Origin of the sequence: Litorivita sp. NS0012-18 (assembly GCF_040371945.1) — a bacterium.
GTDB lineage: Bacteria > Pseudomonadota > Alphaproteobacteria > Rhodobacterales > Rhodobacteraceae > Litorivita.
In genome coordinates, this window is record NZ_BAABWS010000001.1 from 315,096 (window position 1) to 336,237 (window position 21,142).

The 21,142-nt window shown below is 60.8% G+C and carries 20 protein-coding genes; 9 read left to right on the forward strand and 11 right to left on the reverse strand.

Going from position 1 to position 21,142, the window contains the following annotated elements:
• Positions 1-3: 3 nt before the first annotated feature.
• Together ABWV64_RS01525 and ABWV64_RS01530 are read left to right on the forward strand one after the other, a co-directional pair.
• Positions 4-1,737, forward strand: a complete 1,734-nt coding sequence (locus tag ABWV64_RS01525) for a methyl-accepting chemotaxis protein (protein ID WP_353342505.1) — start codon at positions 4-6, stop codon at positions 1,735-1,737.
• Positions 1,738-2,007: 270 nt separating this feature from the next.
• Positions 2,008-2,637 carry a hypothetical protein gene (locus ABWV64_RS01530; protein WP_353342506.1) on the forward strand — a complete coding sequence of 210 codons (630 nt, stop codon included), beginning with the start codon at positions 2,008-2,010 and terminating at the stop codon, positions 2,635-2,637.
• Between the two features lie 234 nt (positions 2,638-2,871).
• Here the strand turns inward: ABWV64_RS01530 and rpsI are convergent, their stop codons facing one another.
• The 3 genes from rpsI to ABWV64_RS01545 form a co-directional block, all read right to left on the reverse strand.
• Positions 2,872-3,360 (reverse strand): 30S ribosomal protein S9, encoded by a 489-nt coding sequence (gene rpsI / locus ABWV64_RS01535; RefSeq protein ID WP_353342507.1) that lies wholly within the window; start codon positions 3,358-3,360, stop codon positions 2,872-2,874.
• Between the two features lie 3 nt (positions 3,361-3,363).
• Entirely contained in the window at positions 3,364-3,825 is a 462-nt protein-coding gene (gene rplM, locus ABWV64_RS01540; RefSeq protein ID WP_353342508.1) for a 50S ribosomal protein L13, read from the reverse strand.
• A gap of 176 nt (positions 3,826-4,001) precedes the next feature.
• A complete protein-coding gene (locus tag ABWV64_RS01545) occupies positions 4,002-4,439 on the reverse strand; it encodes a PaaI family thioesterase (RefSeq protein WP_353342509.1) in 438 nt (145 codons plus the stop codon).
• Positions 4,440-4,495: 56 nt separating this feature from the next.
• Between ABWV64_RS01545 and ABWV64_RS01550 the strand changes: the two genes are divergently transcribed.
• From ABWV64_RS01550 to gluQRS, 4 genes are all read left to right on the forward strand, one after another.
• Positions 4,496-5,281 (forward strand): enoyl-CoA hydratase, encoded by a 786-nt coding sequence (locus tag ABWV64_RS01550; RefSeq protein WP_353342510.1) that lies wholly within the window; start codon positions 4,496-4,498, stop codon positions 5,279-5,281.
• 324 nt (positions 5,282-5,605) lie between these two features.
• On the forward strand, positions 5,606-6,931 hold the full coding sequence (locus ABWV64_RS01555; RefSeq protein WP_353342511.1) for a cytochrome-c peroxidase: 1,326 nt from the start codon (positions 5,606-5,608) through the stop codon (positions 6,929-6,931).
• Between the two features lie 61 nt (positions 6,932-6,992).
• Positions 6,993-8,342 carry a methylenetetrahydrofolate--tRNA-(uracil(54)-C(5))-methyltransferase (FADH(2)-oxidizing) TrmFO gene (gene trmFO / locus ABWV64_RS01560; RefSeq protein WP_353342512.1) on the forward strand — a complete coding sequence of 450 codons (1,350 nt, stop codon included), beginning with the start codon at positions 6,993-6,995 and terminating at the stop codon, positions 8,340-8,342.
• A 3-nt stretch (positions 8,343-8,345) separates the two neighbouring features.
• Positions 8,346-9,191: a tRNA glutamyl-Q(34) synthetase GluQRS gene (gene gluQRS / locus ABWV64_RS01565; protein ID WP_353342513.1), complete on the forward strand. Its 846-nt coding sequence runs from the start codon at positions 8,346-8,348 to the stop codon at positions 9,189-9,191.
• Positions 9,192-9,227: 36 nt separating this feature from the next.
• Here gluQRS and hisI read toward each other — a convergent pair whose 3' ends face one another.
• Positions 9,228-9,620 (reverse strand): phosphoribosyl-AMP cyclohydrolase, encoded by a 393-nt coding sequence (gene hisI / locus ABWV64_RS01570; RefSeq protein ID WP_353342514.1) that lies wholly within the window; start codon positions 9,618-9,620, stop codon positions 9,228-9,230.
• Positions 9,621-9,704: 84 nt separating this feature from the next.
• Here hisI and ABWV64_RS01575 point away from each other — a divergent pair, with 84 nt between their 5' ends.
• Entirely contained in the window at positions 9,705-10,157 is a 453-nt protein-coding gene (locus ABWV64_RS01575) for an iron-sulfur cluster assembly scaffold protein (protein WP_353342515.1), read from the forward strand.
• A 72-nt stretch (positions 10,158-10,229) separates the two neighbouring features.
• Complete coding sequence (locus tag ABWV64_RS01580) at positions 10,230-11,645, forward strand: methyl-accepting chemotaxis protein (RefSeq protein WP_353342516.1); 1,416 nt, start codon at positions 10,230-10,232, stop codon at positions 11,643-11,645.
• A gap of 268 nt (positions 11,646-11,913) precedes the next feature.
• Here the strand turns inward: ABWV64_RS01580 and ABWV64_RS01585 are convergent, their stop codons facing one another.
• The 5 genes from ABWV64_RS01585 to sciP all read right to left on the reverse strand — a co-directional run bounded on the left by ABWV64_RS01585 (position 11,914) and on the right by sciP (position 17,752).
• Complete coding sequence (locus ABWV64_RS01585; RefSeq protein ID WP_353342517.1) at positions 11,914-12,036, reverse strand: hypothetical protein; 123 nt, start codon at positions 12,034-12,036, stop codon at positions 11,914-11,916.
• 146 nt (positions 12,037-12,182) lie between these two features.
• A complete protein-coding gene (gene recG, locus ABWV64_RS01590; RefSeq protein ID WP_353342519.1) occupies positions 12,183-14,273 on the reverse strand; it encodes an ATP-dependent DNA helicase RecG in 2,091 nt (696 codons plus the stop codon).
• A gap of 7 nt (positions 14,274-14,280) precedes the next feature.
• Complete coding sequence (gene ligA, locus ABWV64_RS01595) at positions 14,281-16,413, reverse strand: NAD-dependent DNA ligase LigA (RefSeq protein WP_353342520.1); 2,133 nt, start codon at positions 16,411-16,413, stop codon at positions 14,281-14,283.
• 242 nt (positions 16,414-16,655) lie between these two features.
• Positions 16,656-17,372 (reverse strand): response regulator transcription factor CtrA, encoded by a 717-nt coding sequence (gene ctrA, locus ABWV64_RS01600; protein ID WP_110795106.1) that lies wholly within the window; start codon positions 17,370-17,372, stop codon positions 16,656-16,658.
• A gap of 101 nt (positions 17,373-17,473) precedes the next feature.
• Complete coding sequence (gene sciP / locus ABWV64_RS01605) at positions 17,474-17,752, reverse strand: CtrA inhibitor SciP (protein ID WP_353342521.1); 279 nt, start codon at positions 17,750-17,752, stop codon at positions 17,474-17,476.
• A gap of 158 nt (positions 17,753-17,910) precedes the next feature.
• Here sciP and mnmA point away from each other — a divergent pair, with 158 nt between their 5' ends.
• Positions 17,911-19,056: a tRNA 2-thiouridine(34) synthase MnmA gene (gene mnmA, locus ABWV64_RS01610; protein WP_353342522.1), complete on the forward strand. Its 1,146-nt coding sequence runs from the start codon at positions 17,911-17,913 to the stop codon at positions 19,054-19,056.
• 9 nt (positions 19,057-19,065) lie between these two features.
• On the opposite strand, the gene lpxB is transcribed toward mnmA, so the two are convergent.
• Positions 19,066-20,223 carry a lipid-A-disaccharide synthase gene (lpxB, locus tag ABWV64_RS01615; protein WP_353342523.1) on the reverse strand — a complete coding sequence of 386 codons (1,158 nt, stop codon included), beginning with the start codon at positions 20,221-20,223 and terminating at the stop codon, positions 19,066-19,068.
• Entirely contained in the window at positions 20,220-21,134 is a 915-nt protein-coding gene (locus tag ABWV64_RS01620; protein WP_353342524.1) for an LpxI family protein, read from the reverse strand. The genes lpxB and ABWV64_RS01620 overlap by 4 nt, the downstream gene beginning before the upstream one ends.
• Positions 21,135-21,142: the final 8 nt, after the last annotated feature.

The window sequence follows — 21,142 nt, forward strand, 5'->3', positions numbered from 1 at the left end:
CCCATGAGCGATTTCGAGCAGTCGCGCACCCAAGCCGTTCGAATTCTCGGCCTCTTCGCGGCCGGGTCGGCTGTGCCTGTGATCGCGGCTGGCTGGCTGGTGCAAAGCAATGTCACGATCACGCTGATCGGCGCGATCTTGTTCGGCGTGATCGGCCTCATCGGCCTGCGCATGCAAGGACGCGCAGGGCGCATAGCCGTTGCGCAGGCGTTGACCGGACAGGCGATTGTTCTCAATGCCGCGCTGATGGGCCACCCGATGCAACTTGACATGCATATGGTCTATTTCGCCGTGCTGGCCATGCTTGTGATGACCGCCGGCTTGAGCGCGCTTTTGATCGCTGCAGGCACCATTGCGGTACATCATTTGGCGCTGACCTTCTTGCTGCCTGCCATGGTCTATCCGACGACCGATCTGCTCTTCAATATCGGCCGGACGGGGTTTCACGCGGTTATTGTTGTGCTAGAAACCGCTGCGCTGGCCTTTGCCATTCGCACCCGCGTGCGATTGCAACGGGCCGACGAGGCCCGCCAGCAAGAGGTAGAAGAGGCCGCCGCCAAGGCCAATGCCGCGCTCGAAGAGGCCAAAGCCGAGAAAACACGCGCCGAAGACGCGCTCAAAGAGGCAAAAGCGGCAACAGCCGCCGCCGCCGCCGCCCGCGACGAGGCGGAACGCGCGCGCAAAACGGCCGAAGAAGGCGCTGCCGCCACACGCGCCGCCGAGGCAGAGAACGCCGCGCAACGTCAACGCCATTTGGACGAAACCCGCTTTGCCGTGAGCGTATTGATCTCCAAACTCGAACGCCTCGCCGAGGGGGATATGACGGTCCGGCTGACCGAAGACATGCCTGAGGCCTTCGAAGACGGCGCGCGGGCCTATAATGCCGCCGTCGAGCGCATCGCCCACGTCATGCGCGATGTCACCCATCAAACCGGATCGATCCAGACCCAATCGGGCGAGATCGCAACCGCCGCCGAAGAGCTTGCGACCCGCACCGAGCATCAGGCCAACACATTGACCGGCATCGCCAATTCATTGGGCGGGTTGACCGATCTGGTCAATGTTGTCTCCACCGATGCAGAGCGCGCCCGCACCCAAACCGAGGGCGCACGCGACAAAGCCCACCACGGCGGCGAGGTGATGGACGAAGCCATTGGCGCGATGGATGAAATCGTCTCCTCCTCTGCCGAGGTGCGCAAAATCATCACCGTCATCGATGAAATCGCCTTCCAAACCAACCTTCTCGCCCTGAACGCCGGTGTCGAAGCGGCCCGCGCAGGCGAGGCAGGGCGCGGCTTTGCCGTCGTGGCGACCGAAGTGCGGGCCTTGGCCGCGCGCTCCTCGGATGCGGCGCGCGAGATCGACGCTTTGATCAACACCTCCTCCGAACAGATTACCGGCGGTGTGGAGCTCGTCAAACGCACGGGCAAAGCCCTCGACGAAATCAAGACCGCCGTCGAAGAAATTGCGCAAGGTATGCAAACCATCGCCACTTCGACCGAACGCCAATCGAGCGAATTGACCAATGTGAATACGGCGATCAAGGATCTTGACCATGTCACGCAGCGCAACGCCGCGATGTTCGAAGAAACCATGGCCGCCAATACCAAACTGTCGGACAATGCCAAAGCCCTCGCCACGCTCACCGGACGTTTCCGCGTTGAGACAGGCGGTGACGAGGACCAAGCCGAATGGGACCGCGCCCGCAGCGCGCGCCGCCCGCAAAAGGCCGGCTAGCCCCGTCGCGGTTCGATCCGCAAAAAACACATTGAGAACAGTTTCGAGGCAGCCTATAGACGGGGCTGCCTCTTTTTTTTGCATCGGCAGGTGCAGCACGGTCAAAACACGATCGCGCCTCGACACAACCTGCCAGCCAAAATAGCAAAAAAGAGGGTGAGAGCCAGCCATCTGCCAGCCACCCAATCGCGTCCGAGCCCCCGATTTTACGGGGCGAAGGGCGTTTTCGATACATGCGCATCAAGCGCACAACATTTCGGGACGACAGAGATGAACAAAACCTTCCTTCCCGCGGCCGTTCTTGCCGCCACCCTCGCGATGCCCATGGCCGCAGCCGCAGAATCGACAGTCACCGCAGGCGGCGCTGTCAACTTTGGCTTCGACGATGAATTGGGGCACACCTCCAGCACGGTTGAGGCCTTTGTCGAGTTCGCCACGCAAGGCTTCCACGCGGGGCTTTGGGTCGGCACGCTTTACGACGACCCCACCGATGATTTCGAATATGAGTTGAGCCTTGGATATGGCGGCGAAATCGGCGCGGTGTCCTACGATGTCTCGGCCATCGGGTATTTCCTGTCGGATGGCGGCTACCAAAGCACCGGTATCGGCCTTGAGCTTGGCACCGAAATTGCCCCTGGCACTGACGGGACCTTCTATATCGAGACCGACGTTGATACCGGCGACACATATGCCGAAGCCTCGCTGAGCACCGATATCACCGACACGCTCTATGTCTGGGGCATGGTCGGCACTTCGGATGCGAACAACTACGGCGAGGTCGGCCTTGGTTACACCATCACCGATGGCGTCGGTGTCGAGTTTGTGTATGAGGACGCGACCGACGGTGACGGCGCCTTTACCCTGTCCTTGGCCTTTGAAGTCGGCCTTTTTGGCGGCTAAGGGCTGGCAAACCCAAGTCATTTAGCCCGCGCCGCCGCGCGCGGGCTTTGGTTGGCGAGCGCCAATGGTCTGATTCCCTCGGGCCCAAAGGTGTTCAATGACGAAAGGGCCGCTCCATGAGCGGCCCTTTGCATGTGCAAATAGGGTTTGCAAAACCCGCCATGAGCACGGCAACGCAAAAGGGCCCGCAAATGCGAGCCCTTTCGAATTTCAAATGCCTCTGGCGTAGCCGGATTAACGCTTCGAGAACTGGAAGCTACGACGCGCCTTGCGCTTACCGTATTTCTTACGCTCGACAACGCGGCTGTCACGGGTCAGGAAGCCAGCGGCTTTCAACGCGCCACGCAAGGAGGGTTCATAAAGCTGCAACGCTTTCGAGATGCCGTGCTTGACCGCACCGGCTTGGCCCGAAAGACCGCCGCCTTTGACGGTGGCAACAACGTCGAACTCGCCTTCAACACCGGCAACGGTGAAGGGCTGGCGCAGGATCATTTGCAAAACGGGGCGGGCAAAATATGTGTCTTGCTCTTTGCCGTTCACAGTGACCTTGCCGGAGCCCGGCTTGATCCAAACGCGGGCAACCGCGTCTTTACGTTTGCCGGTGGCATAGGCACGGCCAAGCGCGTCGCGCACCGGCTCGCGCGGGGTCAGATCTTCAACCGAGGTTGCAGTTTCGGACACAGCGCCTTGCAGCTCTTCAAGGGAATTGATTTGATCAGCCATTTCTTAGCTCCGCGTGTTCTTGGAGTTCATGGATTTGACGTCCAGCACTTCGGGCGCTTGCGCCTCGTGGGGGTGCTCGGCGCCAGCATAAACGCGCAGGTTGGTCATTACCTTACGGCTCAGACGGTTGCCCGGCAGCATGCGCTTGACCGCGGCGGTCACGACGCGCTCGGGGTGTGCACCGGTCAGGATGTCATCGGCGGTGCGGCTCTTGATGCCGCCCGGATGGCCTGTGTGCCAGTAGTATTGCTTTTCGGCGCGTTTCTTGCCGGTCAGCTGGATTTTGTCGGCATTGATCACGATGACATTGTCACCCATGTCCATATGCGGCGTGAACGTGGCCTTGTGCTTACCGCGCAGGCGCATGGCGATGATCGAAGCAAGACGGCCCAAAACAACGCCCTCGGCGTCGATCAGGATCCATTTCTTGTCGATATCTGCCGGTGTCGCAGAGAAAGTTTTCATGGCAGGATTACCCTTGAGTTTTAGTGGAGCGGCAAGGGTCGCCCCCCACCTCAAATGTGATGGGCGGGTTATATAGACGCCAATGCGCAGGTCAAGCGCGTAAAGTGCAAATTATCCCTGCAAAAACAATGTTTTGCAAATTAGGTATCAAAATACCCCATAAATCGGAGGGGTTTTCAATCCCGCGGGGGGATCGAATAGGTCAAGGTCGCACGCGCCACCGGCGCATCCATCCCCTCGGAATACAACAGCACATCGCCAACCGCCAAAGCGCGGCCAAGCTTGAGCAGCTTGCACTTGCCGATCAAATCGGCACTGGCCACCGGTTTGCGCATGAAATCGATCGAGCAATTCGTCGTCACGGTCAGGGCCTTTGGCCCGATCATCGACAAAATCCCCAAATAGACCGCCACATCGGCCAATCCGAACATCGACGGCCCCGACACCGTTCCTCCTGGGCGCAGGTGCCGCTCGGCGGTCTTGAGCCGCACGGTGATCTCCATCGGTGCAACCTCGTCAATGCCGAAGTCTTCATGCACCTGCGGAAACACCTCGACCAAAAAGGCTTTGAGCGCCTGTGCGTCCATCACCACGGGTCTTGTCTCTTTTGTCATGCTTTCCTCCCTCTGTGCGCATTGCTAGAGTTCCCGCAACCGGAGGAGATAACAAGATGGCAATTGTAGAACGTCACGACACGGGCGCAGTGGCGCGTTTGGTGCTCAACACCCCTGAAAAGCTCAATGCGCTCAGTGATGCGATGCTCGCCGATCTGCACGACAGTTTTGACCGCATTGCAGGTGACGACAGCATCCGCGCAGTGATTCTGGCGGGCAATGGCAAAGCCTTCTGCGCCGGTCACGACCTCAAAGAGATGCAAGCAGGGCGCAGCGCCGAGGATAAGGGCGCGGCCTATTTTGCCGATCTGTTCGGCCGCTGCGGGGCGCTTATGGCGCGCATCCAATCCCTGCCCCAACCGGTGATCGCCGAAGTCCACGGCATCGCCACCGCCGCCGGATGCCAATTGGTCGCGACCTGCGACATGGCCGTGGCCGCGAAAGGCACGCGGTTTGGGGTCAACGGCGTCAACATCGGCCTGTTTTGCTCGACGCCGATGGTGGCGCTGACCCGCAATGTGCCGCGCAAACAGGCGTTTGAAATGCTCTCGACCGGCGCCTTTATCTTGACCGACCGTGCCATCGAGATCGGGTTGATCAACCGCGCCGTGCCTGCCGAAGACCTCGCAGCCGAGACGATGGAACTGGCGCAAACCGTCGCCAGCAAGCTCAAAGCCGCGGTCAAGATCGGTAAAGAGGCCTTTTACGCCCAAGCCGCCCTGCCCACCAAGGAGGCCTATGCCTATACCGGCGCGGTCATGGTCGAGAATATGCTCGATGCAGATACCGATGAGGGCATCCGAGCCTTTTTGGAAAAACGCGCCCCCGACTGGAGCCAATAGCGCGCCGCGATCCCGCTATAAAGCGCGCCCGAATTTTGGCGCAATCGCGCGACGTGGTGTCCGAAACGGCGCTTCGGCACCGCTATAAGCGGCCCCAGCAGGCCCAATTCGGGCAAAATCTGGTCCGACAAAACGGCATTTTCGTAAAATTTTATCGTCTCATTGCGCTATTTTTTATGGGCATTAGCACTTCGTTTCCAAATTTGCTCCAATCTGTTTTGGACAATGCCACTTTCCTGCCCCATTTGGCTTTGTTATAAGCAGTGTCAGGGGCGATAACAGAAGTTAACTATCGCCATGCGAATATGGGTCACCGCCGTCATCATGTCCCTCCAGGCCAGCCTCTCACTGGCCAATGACATACCGAAGCCGGTGACCCATTCGGACTTCCCCACTCTCAACATCAATTCCGTGCTGCTGGGCCGTGATCTGTTCTTTGATCCGGTGCTGTCGGGCAATCGCAACATCGCCTGCGTCACCTGCCACCACCCCGACCTTGGCACCTCTGACGGCATGTCCCTGTCCATCGGCGAAGGCGGTCATGGTCTTGGCCCCGAACGGGCCGTCATCAACGGCCAAGAGCCCCATGCGCGCATTCCGCGCAACGCGCCTGCGCTTTATAATCTTGGCGCTTTCGAATATACGACGATGTTCCACGATGGCCGTGTCGAGCTGGACCCCGACGCGCGTTTTGGCATCCGTATGCCCGAAGGCCGCCGACTTGAGCGCCCCGTGCCCAATGTTCTGACCGCGCAGGCAATCTTGCCGATCCTCAGCCCCGATGAAATGGCCGGTCAGCCCGGTGAAAACCCTGTCGCCGACGCCATTGCCGCCGATCGCATTCACGGGCTTGGCGGCGCGTGGCAAATGCTCGCCGCCCGCATCGAGGCGATCCCCGCCTATCGCACCCGATTTGATTGGGTCATCGGCGCCGATGAACCGATCCATATCACCGATATCGGCCGCGCCATCGCCGATTACATCACCTTTGAATTTCGCGCCACAAACAGCCCTTTCGACGCCTATCTGAACGGCGATGATCGCGCGCTCAGCGCCGCGACCCGCCGCGGTATGGACCTGTTTTACGGCGAGGCGGACTGCGCCTCATGCCATTCCGGCCCGCTGCAAACCGATCACAGCTTTCACGCCATTGGCCTGCCGCCGCTTGGCCCAGGCAAGGAAAACGGCACCGTGCCCCACGCCGATACAGGTCGCTTCGCGGTCTCCGGCAAGGAAAAGGATGCCTATTGCTTCCGCACGCCGACGCTGCGCAACGTGACGCTGACCGCCCCCTACGGCCATAACGGCGCCTATAACAGCCTGCGCGCGATGATCCGCCAACACCTTGATCCGATTGGCGCTTTGACCGGTTATGACCCGAATGAAGCCGTGCTCCATGACATTGCCGCCCTGCCCGATGATTTCGCCCCGCAGGCCGATCAGGAGGAAATGATCCGCATCGCCGCCGCCTCGGAAATCGCGCCGATGCGCCTGACCGAAGGGCAAATGGATGATCTTATCGCCTTTTTGGACAGCCTGACCGATCCGTCCAGCACGCAGCTGCAATTGGGCCTTCCGGCGCATGTTCCCTCGGGCCTGCCGCTCGACCCGCCCCTGCGGACACAAAAATCCGCACAGGCCGCCCATTAGGCACGCGCCTGCCCCACCACGCCCCCTTCCCTTGGCCCGCCCCTTGCCCTAAATGGCGGGCATGGAAAACACATTGCATATCATCGGCGGCGGCATGGCCGGATCCGAGGCCGCGTGGCAAGCCGCGCAAGCGGGCGTCAAAGTCGTCATCCACGAAATGCGCCCCAAGGTCGAAACCTTTGCCCATCAAACCGGCAATCTGGCCGAAATGGTCTGCTCAAACAGCTTTCGCTCGGACGACAGCGAGCAAAACGCCGTGGGCCTGCTCCATTGGGAAATGCGCGCCGCGAATGGTATCATCATGCAATCGGCGGACAAACACCGCCTGCCTGCGGGCGGCGCTTTGGCCGTGGACCGCGAGCCTTTTGCGCAATGGGTCAATGACACGCTGCTGGCCCATCCCAATATCTCGGTCGATTACGGCGAGATCACCGAATTGCCCGAAAACGGCCATTGGATCATCGCCACCGGCCCGCTGACCTCCTCTGCCCTCGGCGCGGCGATCGCCAAGGAAACCGGTGCCGAGAGCCTCGCCTTTTTCGACGCCATCGCCCCCATCGTTTACGCCGAAAGCATCGATATGGACGTGGCATGGATGCAGTCGCGCTACGACAAGGGCGAGACCGAGGAAGAGCAAAAAGCCTACCTCAATTGCCCGATGACCAAAGAGCAGTATGAGGGATTTATCGACGCGCTGATGAGCGCCGACAAAACCGAGTTTCACGAGGGCGAGACCGCAGGATATTTCGACGGCTGCCTGCCGATCGAAGTCATGGCCGAACGCGGGCGTGAAACGCTGCGCTTTGGCCCGATGAAGCCCGTGGGCCTCACCAATGCCCATAAGCCGGACGAAAAAGCCTATGCCGTGGTGCAGTTGCGCCGCGATAACGCATTGGGAACGCTCTATAATATCGTGGGTTTCCAGACCAAGATGAAATACGGCGCGCAGACCGAGGTTCTGCGCATGATCCCCGGATTGGAGGAGGCGCGCTTTGCCCGTTTGGGCGGCATTCACCGCAACACCTTCCTCAATTCCCCGACGCTTTTGGACAATCAGATGCGCCTCAAATCGCGGCCCAACATCCGCTTTGCCGGACAGATTACCGGCGTTGAAGGCTATGTCGAAAGCGCCGCGATGGGCCTTTTGGCGGGACGTCTGGCGGCGGCGGAAATCCAAGGGCGCAGCATTGAGACCGCGCCGCAAAACACCGCCATGGGCGCATTGATCCACCACATCACCGGCGGCGCCGAGGCCAAGACCTTCCAACCGATGAACGTCAATTTCGGCCTCTTCGCGCCGCTCGAGGACAGCGGCATCAAGGGCGGCCGGCGCGGCAGAAAAGACCGCTACAAAGCCTATACAGATCGCGCCAAAGACGAATTTAATCAATGGCTTGAAGAACGAATTTAAACCATGATCACCCGCTTCGCCCCCAGCCCCACCGGCCCGCTGCATCTTGGCCATGCCTACTCGGCTCTGCTGGGGCACCGCATGGCGCGGGCGGCGGGCGGGCGGTTCTTGTTGCGGATGGAAGACACCGATCTGGAGCGCTCCAAACCTGAATGGGCCGATCTGATCTGCACCGATCTGCGCTGGCTTGGCATCACATGGGACGGCCCCGTGCTCAGCCAAGCCGCGCAACTGGAGAGCTACGATGCCCCCCTGCAACGGCTTGAGAAGATGGGATTGCTTTATCCTTGCTCGTGCAGCCGCGCCGATATTCGCGCGGCGATGTCCGCGCCGCAGGAGGGCGCGGCGCATGAGGTTTATCCGCAGCTGTGCAAATCACGGCCCATGTCCGACCGCCGCTCCGGCGACGCGCTGCGCCTGCATCTGGACAAGGCCCTAGCCCTATTGGCAGGGCGCGATGTGGCGTTTGTCGAGACCGGCGCGGCCCATAGCGGACATCATAGCATCGACGCGGAGCAAGCACAGCGTGAGATCGGCGATGTGGTGCTGTCGCGCAAGGGCGAGAATATCGTCGCCTATTTCCTCGCTTCCGCCCTTGATGACGCGGCCCAAGGCATCACCCATGTGGTGCGCGGCGAGGATCTGTTTGATTTCACCGCCATTCAGGTGATCTTGCTCAGCCTTTTGGACCTGCCTGTGCCGATCTATCACCATCACAAATTGATCCGCGACGAGGCGGGCAAGCGTCTTGCCAAACGCGATGATGCGCGGTCCTTGCAAAGCTTTCGCGCGGCGGGCAAACAGCCAGCAGATATCTTCGAGATGTTGGGAGTAGACCAAACGGTCTAACCAACTGCTGTGGCATCGCTCAGGCGACCAATTGGTCTAGGGCACCATAGGCGCCATCAATTCGACCTCATCCCCCTCGCGGATCGCCGTATAAAAACAGCTGCGTCGGTTGGTATGGCACGCCGGTCCCTCTTGGCGCACCATCGCCAAAAGGCAATCCCGATCACAATCGACCCGCAGATCGACCAGATGTTGCAGATGGCCCGAGGTTTCGCCCTTGATCCAGAAGCTTTGCCGCGAGCGGCTCCAATAGGTCACGCGCCCCGTTTCAAGCGTCTTTTGCACGGCGGCGGCATTCATCCACGCCATCATCAAGACCTCGCCGGTCTCGGCCTCCTGCGCAATGCAGGGGATCAACCCCGCCGCATCAAATTTAAGAGTGCTTGCATCGAAAGTCGTAGGGGCAGTCATGGCGAAAACCTTTTGCATCTTGTGGCGCTGCCCCTATCTATGAGGAAACGCGGCAAAGGAAAAGCGCCGCCGCCTATGCTGCGCGACACGAAAGGCCAAGTGATGAGCGACGAGACAGACCTGATCAAACTCTATTCGGCAAAGATCCTCGATCTGGCGGCCAATATTCCCCACAGCACGCGCCTCGACGCGCCGATGGCAACGGTCAAACGCCGCGCGCCTTTGTGCGGGTCGACCGTGACCGTCGATCTGAATATCCAAGACGGGCGGATCAGCGATTTTGCCCAAGACGTCAAAGCCTGCGCCCTTGGGCAAGCCGCCGCATCGGTGGTCGGCGCGGCCGTGGTCGGGCGCAGCCTTGAGCAAATCGAGGCCGCGCGCAGCCAGTTGCGCGCCATGCTCAAAGACGGCGCCTCCGCCCCCAAAGCGCCCTTTGACGGGCTTGCGGTGCTCGAGCCCGCGCGCGACTACAAAAACCGCCACGCCTCGATCATGCTGTCTTTGGACGCTACGGCAGAGGCCTTCGAGCAGGCTTTGCAAAGCAATTGTGCCTGACGGGCGGTAGGATTTAACGCTCTGTGAGGAAATATCGGGTAGCCCTGTGACAGATCACACACAGGCGCCCCGATGAAACCAGACCACGATTTCCCCCTCCCCGCATTGGACCAAGCGGCACAAGACCGGCTTTCGCGCCTGTCAAAGACGGCCTCGACACTTGGCCGCGAGATCGTCGATATCGCGGGTTTTCTGGACCGGCTGGAATGCGAGTCGCAAGCGCAGCTCAAGGCGCTTGGCGCGGTCAAGGACGGATCAGCCCGCGTTGCCACGGCCAATACCGCGGTGCTGTCCACCGTGGACATGGTGGCGCAATCGGCCCATGACACGTTGCAACGCGTGTCGGAATCGACCGAATATGTCAGTCAAACCAGCACCCTCGCCATCGATCTGGCCCAATGGGTGCAGCAAATCAACGATCACAGCGCCGAAGTGCGCGAAATGCTCGAAGAGGTGAAATCCTCGAACGAGCAAATCGCCACCATCGCGGCGCAGGTCAATATGCTGGCCATCAATGCCAAGATCGAAGCCGCGCGCGCGGGCGACGCGGGCAAAGGCTTTGCCGTGGTTGCCGATGCGATCAACGAGCTGAGCCAAAGCACCTCTAAGGCGGCCAATGATATCACCGGCACGGTCGGCAACCTGTCCAATTGGGTGCAGCGCCTGTCCGAGGGCGCATCGCAATCGGCGCTCAAGGCCGACACATTGCTCGAACGCGGCGGCGAAACCGACCGCGCGCTGACCACGATCAAGGACCAAGTCGCCGCAAGCCAGACACAAACCGAGGTGATCCGAGAAGAAGCGGGGCGCGCCGATGAGGCGGTGCAATCCTTTACCCCCTCCATCGCCAGCATCGACGCCTCCTTCAGATCGAGCGCCGAAGGCGTCAAGACCGCCCACACCCGCGTGGAAAAGCTGATCGATCGCTCCGAACGGATGGTCCAAGACAGCGTTGCGATGGGCGGATCAAGCGAAGACGGGCCGATGATCTTGCACGTCCAAGACATTGCAGGACAAATTTCGCAGGCCCTCGCCAACGCCGTCGAGAGCCGCCGCATCTCTTTGAGCGATCTCTTCGATGAAAATTACCGCCCCATAGAGGGCAGCGATCCGGTGCAATATTCCACGCGCTTCTTGCGCCTGACCGATCAACTGCTTCCCACCTTGCAAGAACCCGCAACCCAAATCGACAGCCGTGTGGTGTTTTGTGCGGCGGTGGATCGCAACGGCTATCTGCCGACGCATAACAAGAAGTTCTCGCAGCCGCCAAGCACAGATCCGGAATGGAACATGGCCAATTGCCGCAATCGCCGCATCTTTGACGATCGCGTCGGCCTCAAGGCGGGCCGCAACACGCAGCCGTTCTTGCTGCAAGTCTATCGCCGCGATATGGGCGGCGGCAATTTCGTGATGATGAAAGACCTCTCCGCCCCGATTACAATCAACGGGCGCCATTGGGGCGGTCTGCGCTTGGCCTATAAATTCTGATCAAAAAAAACCGCCGCTTGCTGGCAGGCAAGCGGCGGTCAGTACGCGTCTGGATATTCGCGAAACCGGCGGAGGGATTAGGCAACCTCCGAGGACCGAGGGACAGATCGGCCAAAATAACGCGTCGAATGGGGATGAGACGCGCAGGCAGCGAAAGACGCAGGCAGGTAACTCTATAACTCCTCTAATGCTGTAACAGTTCCATGTCAGAACCGAGAAATCCGTCCAAAGCAGCGACATCCGCCGCCCGCTTCACCAATGGCAGGGATCAAATCAGACCCGGCAAATGCAATCCGACAACCAGCATGACCAAAAGCGCCGCAGCGCCGACGGCGTCTTGCAGCAAGGTTTCGGGCGAGCGCGCAACAACAGTTTTAATCTGAGCAAACATTTTGGTGCCTCCTGATCTACGGCGCTCTCATGCGGGCCGTTTCGTTGCACCTTTGTTCTCATTAATCTTAATCAATGTAAAGAACTTTTTGAGAACATTTGAGAACAAATCTGTTTCGAAATCGGAGCCTTGGCAGAAAATATGCCTTAACCCACTGATATTAAACGAATTGCCTCATCCTGCCCCATGAGCCACAAAAGCACCCGCGCCGCCTGTCCGCGCGGCGAGGTCAGCTCCGGATCTTCCGCCAAGAGCTTGCGCGCATCGCTTTGCGCCGTGGCCATGAGGCCCGATTGCGCCTCAACATCGGCCACACGGAATCGTGGCAGGCCCGATTGCGCCGTGCCGATCAGATCCCCCGCCCCGCGCATTTCCAAATCCACCTCGGCGATGCGAAACCCGTCCTCGCTTTCGCGCAATGTCGTCAGCCGCCGCTCGCCGGCCTCGCTGAGCGGGGATTGATAGAGCATCAAACAGGTCGAGGCCGCATCGCCGCGCCCGACCCGCCCGCGCAACTGGTGCAGCTGCGCAAGGCCAAAGCTTTCGGCGCGCTCGATCACCATGATCGTCGCATTGGGCACATCGACGCCGACTTCGATCACCGTCGTCGCCACCAAAACCGCAGTTTCGCCCTTTTGAAACGCCCGCATGGCGGCGTCTTTTTGCTCGGGCGGCAATTGCCCGTGGACCAATCCAACCACGCCCTCGCCAAGCGCCGCGCGCAGGGTTTTGAACCGCTCCTCGGCGCTCGACAGGTCCACGACCTCGCTTTCCTCGACCAAAGGACAGACCCAATAGCATTGGCGCCCCTCGGCAATGGCGCGGCGCAGGTGATCGACCACCTCCTCCATCCGTCCCATCGAGATCATCGCGGTTTTGATCGGCTTGCGCCCGGGCGGCTTTTCATCAAGCACCGACACATCCATATCGCCATATTGCGCCAAGGCGAGGCTGCGCGGGATCGGCGTGGCCGTCATGACCAATACATCCACCCCCGCGCCCTTGCGGCCAAGCTCCAACCTCTGGCGCACGCCAAAACGGTGCTGCTCATCCACCACCGCAAGCCGCAGATCGGCAAATTCGACATCCTTTTGAAACACCGCGTGGGTGCCGACCAATATATTGATCTTGCCCGCGCCGAGCGCCTCAAGCTTGGCGCGCCGCTCGCCCGATTTGTCGCGGCCCGTCAATATTTCCACCACCACGCCGGCGCTTTCGGCCAAGGGGCGCAGCCCCTCAAGGTGTTGACGCGCAAGGATTTCCGTGGGGGCCATCATCACGCCCTGCCCGCCCGCTTCGACGGCCACCAACAGCGCCATAAAGGCCACCAAGGTTTTGCCCGCCCCCACGTCGCCTTGCAAAAGCCGGTTCATTTTCAACGGCTGCGCCATGTCATGGCTGATCTCTTCGATGGCGCGGCTTTGCGCCCCCGTGGGCCGATAGGGCAGCGCCGAAAGCACCCGCGATTGCAAACGCCCCGTCCCTTGCGACACCACGCCTTTGCCCCTGCGCATTTTCGCCCGCGCCAGCCCCAAGGTCAGTTGATGCGCCATAAACTCGTCATAGGCCAATCGCGCCCGCGCAGGCGCCGTCGCGGCCAGATCCTCCGCTTTTTGCGGACGATGCGCGGCCTCCAGCGCGGCGCGCCAATCAGGCCATTTCTCCACCCGCTTTTGCGCGGGATCGATCCATTCGGCCAACTGAGGCGCTTTGGAGAGCGCCGAGGTCGCGGCCTTGAGCATCACCGCCCGCGTCACCCCCGCCGTAAGCGGATAGACCGGCTCGAACGCAGGGATCGTGCCCGCCTCTTCGACGGGCAACATATATTCGGGATGGACCATATTGGCGATCCCGTCGAACAATTCGACCTTGCCCGACACCACGCGGCGCGATCCTTCGGGCAAATGCGCGTTCAAATAGCGATCATTGGCGTGGAAAAACACCAATTGAAACGCGCCTTCGCTGTCTTCGACATTGATCCGGTAGGCACCGCCGCGATTGCGCGGGGGACGGTGTTGTCCGACCAAGACTTCAACCGTCAAATGCGCAGGCAAATCAGCCCCTTGGACCGTGTCCTTCACGCGCCGATCAATGCCCGAATGCGGCATGGTCAGCAGCAGATCACGCGGGCGCTCCACATGCATATTGGCAAAATTTTGCGCGATTTTCGGCCCGACGCCCTCCAGCGTGGTCAGCTCCGCAAAGAGCGGGAAAAGCGCTTCGGGTCTGCCGCTCATACCTGCCTCATTGCCCCGCGATCAAATCAAGCCAGCCATCTTCGTCGAGCGTCTCGATCCCCAAGTCCGCCGCTTTCTTGGCCTTGCTGCCCGCCCCTGGCCCCGCGATCAAAAGATCGGTTTTGGCCGACACCGAACCTGACACCTTGGCGCCGAGTCGCTCGGCCTGTGCCTTGGCTTCGGCGCGGCTCATTTTCTCCAACGTGCCGGTGAAAACCACAGTTTTGCCCGCGACGGGGCTGCCTTCGGTTTTGGGCTGTTCGGCATCGAGAATGGTCAAATGCGCGGCCAAGGCGTCGATGCTGGCGCGCTCCTCGGGTTGGGCAAAGGCCGTCACCAGACTGCGCGCCATAACCTCGCCCACGCCGTCGATATTGAGCAAGGCCTCCCACTGCGCCCCGTCGCATCCGGCGGCCTCGACCATCGCCGCCTCCAGCACCTCCCACGAGCCATAGCGGCGCGCGATCAAATTGCTCGCCTGTTCGCCCAAATGGCGGATACCGAGCGAAAAAAGCATCCGCTCCAGCGGGATTTTTCGTTTATCCTCAATCGCTTCAAAAAGCTTCTTCGCGCTTTTATCGCCCCAGCCCTCGCGGTTCTTGAGCTGCTGCATGCCGCTGCCATAGCGCGCCTCAAGCTCGAAAATATCCGCAGGGGTTTTGACCCATCCATCCTCATAGAATTGCTCGACCTGTTTCGCGCCCAGCCCATCGATGTCAAAGGCCTTGCGCGAGACGAAATGTTTGAGCTTCTCGACCGCCTGCGCGGGGCAAATGATACCGCCGGTGCAGCGGCGCACCGCATCGCCCTCCTCGCGGATCGCCTCGGAGCCGCATTCGGGACATATCGTGGGAAACACGTAAGGCACGGCCGTCTCGGGCCGTTTGGACAGGTCCAGATCGGCAATTTTCGGGATCACATCACCAGCGCGGTAAACCTGCACCAGATCGCCGATGCGAATGTCCTTGCCGTCTCTGATCCGCCCGCCTTTGGCGTCCAGTCCGGCAATATAATCCTCGTTGTGCAGGGTCGCGTTCGAGACCACCACGCCGCCCACCGTCACCGGATCGAGCCGCGCCACGGGGCTGAGCGCGCCAGTGCGGCCAACCTGAATATCGATGCCGGCCAGCCGCGTCCAAGCCAATTCGGCCGGAAATTTATGGGCGATCCCCCAACGCGGCGTGGTCGAGCGAAACCCGAGCCGCGCCTGCAGCGCCAGATCGTCCACCTTATAGACCACCCCGTCAATGTCATAGCCCAGATCGGGCCGAAGCGCGGCGATATGCGCGTAATGGGCGCGCAAGTCGTCGGCGCTATTGCACAGCTTTGTCAAAGGGTTGGTTGCAAACCCGAGCGCGGCGAGACGGTCGATCGCGCCCTTTTGCGTCTTGGCCAGAGGCGCGGAGAGCTCCCCCCAAGCATAGGCAAAAAATTTCAGCGGGCGCGCACGGGTGATCTCGGCGTCGAGCTGGCGGAGCGACCCCGCAGCCGCGTTGCGCGGATTGGCAAAGCTCTTGCCGCCGCGCGCCTCTTGGGCGGTATTGAGGGCGGCGAAATCGGCGTGGGACATATAGACCTCGCCGCGCACCTCCAACACATCCGGCGCCCCGGTCAGGCTTTGTGGAATATCCGCAATCATCCGCGCATTGGAGGTGACGTTTTCACCCACGGCCCCGTCGCCGCGCGTCGCCGCTTGGATCAACTGGCCGTTCTGATAGCGCAAAGACAGGCTCAGCCCGTCGATCTTCGGCTCGGCGGTGAAGGCCAAAGGCGCGTCATCCTCCAATGACAGGAACTTGCGCACTCCGCGCACGAAATCATCAAGGTCCTCGTCGGTAAACACATTGCCCAAAGACAGCATTCGCACCGCATGGGTGATTTTGCCAAAGCCTTCGGCGGGGGCGGCGCCGATTTGCTCGCTCGGGCTATCGGTGCGTTTAAGGTCGGGAAAGCGCGCCTCGATCTCGGCGTTGCGGCGTTTGAGCGCGTCAAAGCCCGCGTCATCCATCACCGGCGCGTCGTCCCTGTGATAGGCCGCATTGGCCCGCGCCAGAAGATCGGCCAAACGCGCCAATTCGGCGCGCGCCTGCGCCTGCGAGAGGTCCTCTACCGCGATCTTATCTGTCTGCTCGGCTGCCACCACCGCGAGGCTCCCCTATTTCTGCGCATTGACTTGCGTGAAGTGATAGGTCGCCGCCGCCCGCCCGTAAAGACATCTCACCGCTGTTTTGCCCCGTCACGGTGCAGGGGGCAAAAGAAAACGGCCCGCATCCAAAGGATACAGACCGTTTTGAAACCATAGCGGAAAAACAGCGCCCAGCGGCCGGTCGCCTTTTCCCATAGCTTTGCCCTGACCCCTACATCAGGCAAAGCCGTGCGGCGTCACGCTCCCATAGCGATCCGCTGATCGTCGATCTCGTTCGGCTCCGGATCGCGCAGAACATAGCCGCGCCCCCAAACCGTTTCGATATAATTGTCGCCGCCGGTTGCGGTGCTGAGCTTCTTGCGCAGCTTGCAAATGAACACATCGATGATCTTGAGTTCCGGCTCGTCCATCCCGCCATAGAGGTGGTTGAGGAACATTTCCTTGGTCAATGTCGTGCCCTTGCGCAGCGACAATAGTTCAAGCATCTGGTATTCCTTGCCGGTCAGATGCACGGATTTGCCCGCCACATCGACAGATTTCGCATCCAGATTGACCGCGATTTTGCCTGTCTTGATGACCGATTGCGAATGGCCTTTCGAGCGGCGGATGATCGCATGGATGCGCGCCACCAATTCTTCGCGGTGGAAGGGTTTCGTCAGATAATCATCCGCGCCGAAACCGAAGCCTTTAATTTTGTTTTCCGTATCGTCCGCACCCGACAGGATCAGGATCGGCGTATCGACACGCGCCAACCGCAGTTGCCGCAAGACCTCATGCCCGTTCATATCGGGCAATCCGAGATCCAAAAGGATGAGGTCATAATCATAGAGCTTGGCCAAATCGATGCCTTCTTCGCCCAAATCCGTTGTGTAAACGTTCAGGTTGGCATGGGTCAGCATAAGCTCGATACTTTTCGAGGTTGTGGGGTCGTCTTCCACCAAAAGCACGCGCATGGGTCGTTTCTCCGCTATTATTCTAGATTTTCACTAAAATTAACCGTGTAAGAAATTAGTTAACTACAGGTTACCAACAGAGATGTTTTAGCATAAACAACCTAAAGTTGTCGATATTTTTGCACTTGCGTCGCTTTGAGCGCATCTTCGCCATGTTCGGTCACCGCAGAGAGCCACTCGCGAAACTCATCGGCCGACAGGCTGTAGCGCGCCAAGGCTTCGTCTTGCGATATTAAGCCGTAGACAACGCCGCGCACAACCGCAGCTTTGCGCGACGCAACCCAGCGGCGCGTTGTTTCGGGCGGCAGATCGGCCCGCGTCATCACGGTTCCGTCGCTCAATGTTACGGCCCTTGGCCCGTCGACTTTCTTCAGATACATGGCACTCAACCCTCGTTCCATGTGCTGAACCTAGCCATAGGCCAGTTAATGGGGGGTGAAACGTAACCTTGTGAGTAGTTCGCATTTTCCTATATTCTGTAAGACATTGGCGAGGGTTTTGCCCCGCCGTCGCCTTCTGCCCCTCCGGAGACACCGTCATGGCCCTTGATGACACGCCTGCATTGAACTCGCTCGGCTTTGCCAAACCTCCCAGCGAAACCCGCGTGGTCGTCGCCATGTCCGGCGGTGTCGACAGCTCTGTCGTGGCGGCGATGTTGGCCGAGGAAGGCTATGACGTGGTGGGCGTGACCTTGCAGCTTTACGATCATGGCGCGGCCTTGGCCAAAAAAGGCGCCTGCTGCGCCGGTGTGGATATCCATGACGCGCGCCGCGTGGCCGAGGAAATGGGATTTCCGCATTATGTTCTGGATTATGAAAACATTTTCCAAGACGCCGTGATCGACGAATTCGCCGACAGCTACCTTGCGGGCGCCACGCCCGTGCCCTGCATCCGCTGCAACGAGCGGGTGAAATTCAAAGACCTGCTAGAGACCGCCAAGGATCTGGATGCCGATTGCATGGCCACGGGGCATTATATCCAACGGGTCATGGGCGAACGGGGGCCAGAGCTGCACTCCGCCGCCGATGCGAACCGCGATCAAAGCTATTTCCTCTTTTCCACCACGGCCGAGCAACTGGATTATCTGCGCTTCCCGCTCGGGCATCTGCCCTCCAAGGACGCCACCCGCGCATTGGCGGCGAAATACGGGCTGGCCGTGGCGGACAAACCCGACAGTCAGGACATCTGCTTTGTCCCCAACGGCAACTATGCCTCGGTGATCGAAAAACTGCGCCCTGGTGCGGCAGAAGCCGGTGATATCGTCGATACCGACGGCAATGTCTTGGGCCACCATAACGGCGTCATCCATTACACCATCGGGCAACGCCGCGGCCTCGGCATCGGCGGTCTGGCCGATCCGCTCTATGTGGTGCGTCTGGATGTGGACAAAAAACATGTCATCGTCGGGCCGAAAGAATTGCTCTCGACCCGCACCATTCCGGTGCGCGAGATCAACTGGATCGGCGAGGGCGATTTGATGGATATGAAAGAGCGCGAAATTGCCGTGCGGGTGCGATCGACCCGTCCGCCGCGCCCTGCAATCTTGCGCCCGCTTTCCGCGACCGAGGCCGAGGTGGAATTGCTCACCCCCGAAGAAGGCGTCTCGCCGGGGCAGGCTTGCGTGTTCTACGATCCCGACAGCCCGCGCATCTTTGGCGGCGGTTGGATCTGGCGCGGCTACTGACCCGCCGCGCTAACGGTCCAATCCGCGCAAAACCGCCCGCGCCGCCCGCACTCCCGGTGCCTCGCCGCCCTTGCCCAAACGCTCCATCGTGACGGCCATCGCCGCGCGCTGCGCCTCGGGATGGGCCAGAACCGCCTCGATGGCGGGGGCGATTTTGGCGGGATCACAGTTTTTGCCGATAAATTCGGGGATGATCCGCGTATCCGACACAAGGCTGACCAAAGTCACGGTGTCGATCTTGAGCATGCGGCTGATGATGATCCGGCTCAGCCAGCTCATATCATAGGCGATAACCATCGGCGTGTCGGCCGCGGCGAGTTCGAGCGACACGGTGCCCGAGGCCGCAAGCGCCATATCGGCGGCCTTGAAGGCTGCGCGTTTGAGCGCGGCGTAAGCCTCTGGCGTCATGCCCTCGGGGTCGAGAATGACCGGATCGACGGGCCAATCGCGCGTGGCCGCCCGAACCGCTTGGGTCACATTGCCCGTGGTCGGCACCACGACGCGCATATCGGGATGCGCCGCCATGACAGGGGCCAAGGCCGCGCCGAACACAGGCGCCAACCGCCCAACCTCGCCGCGCCGCGATCCGGGCAAGACGAGCATCATCGGCGCATCGCCTATCGCATGGGCGGCGCGAAACGCCTCGGCCTCGGCCTGCGCCGCAACAGGTTCGGCAACCACCGGATGGCCGACGAAATCGCATTCCATCCCCGCCGCCGTCATATAGGGCGGCTCGAAGGGAAACAGCGCCAACACATGGTCGATGATCTGCGCCATCTTCGCCGCCCTGCCCGCGCGCCACGCCCAAACCGTCGGCGCGACATAATGCACCGTGCGAATGGAGGTGCGCGCCTTGACCCGCCGCGCCACGCGCAGGGAAAAATCGGGGCTGTCGATGGTGATCAGAACATCGGGATTGGCCGCAATCACCGCCTCGGCGGTCTCGTTGATGCGGCGCATCAAATGGCGGTATTTGGGCAGGATTTCCGCAATCCCCATGACCGAAAGCTCATCCATGGGAAACCGGCTTTGCAAGCCTTTGCTTTGCATCAATGGCCCGCCAACGCCTTGGAATTGCACGCCGTTTTGCAAACTTTGCAAGCCTTCCATCAAAGCCGCGCCCAGCTTGTCGCCCGAGGCTTCGCCCGCAATGATGAAAACCCTCACGCGCCGCGCTCCTTGATCCACAAGAACATGCCCATGGCATCCAAAATTGCCACCACACGCGGCAGGTCCAAGACCATCACACCGCCCGCCTCGATGATAATCCCGTCAAACCCGCCCTCGGCGGCGTGCATTGCCGTCGCAGGGCCAATTGTGGGCAAATCAGCGCGGCGGTCCTGATCCGGTTTTGGCGCTTTGAACAAGACCGCACCTGGCGCAGAGTTGGGCGCAGGGGCTTGCGGCTGCGCCGCGTCAAACCAAGTGCGCACCCACTGCGACAGCTGGTCCAACCCGACCTCCAACAGATCGCGGGTCAAAAGCGGCGGCTCATAGCGCGGGTGAAACGTTGCGAGCATCGCATCGGTGCCCGCATCGTCTTCGCGCGCCAAAATCACGCCGTCTTTGATCACGCTGGCTTGGCCGAGATCCGCCGCGCCCATTTCGACCAGCGCGCGCGCGCCCGCCGCCGCATCCGCGCGGTGGCGCGCCTCGGGCTGCGCCTTGGTCGGCACGCCCGCAGGCTGCGTCAGATCGCCGACCAATTCATCCGCGCCGCGAATGGTAAATCCGGTTTGCTCGAAGATTTGCATAACCAGACGCAGAGCACCATCATCGCCCTTGGCCAAAGCCTCTTGGAAGAGCGGCACAAGCGGCAACGTGTCCCGATCCAAAGCGGCGGGATCGATCACCGGCCGGTCAATCGCCCCGCACAGGCAGACATCGGTCACCCCCGCCTCGCCCAGACGGATCAAAAGCGATCCCAGATGCTCGATCCGGAAACTCAGCTCCGGCGCCGCCCCGTCAGGGAGGTGCCCCGCCAGCGCACAGACCATCGGGCGCGGCAGGCCCTGCGCCTCTTGCGAGGCGATGATCTCGGCGGGAAGGCTCCCGCGCCCTGCAATCAGCGCCAGCATCGGCGGCT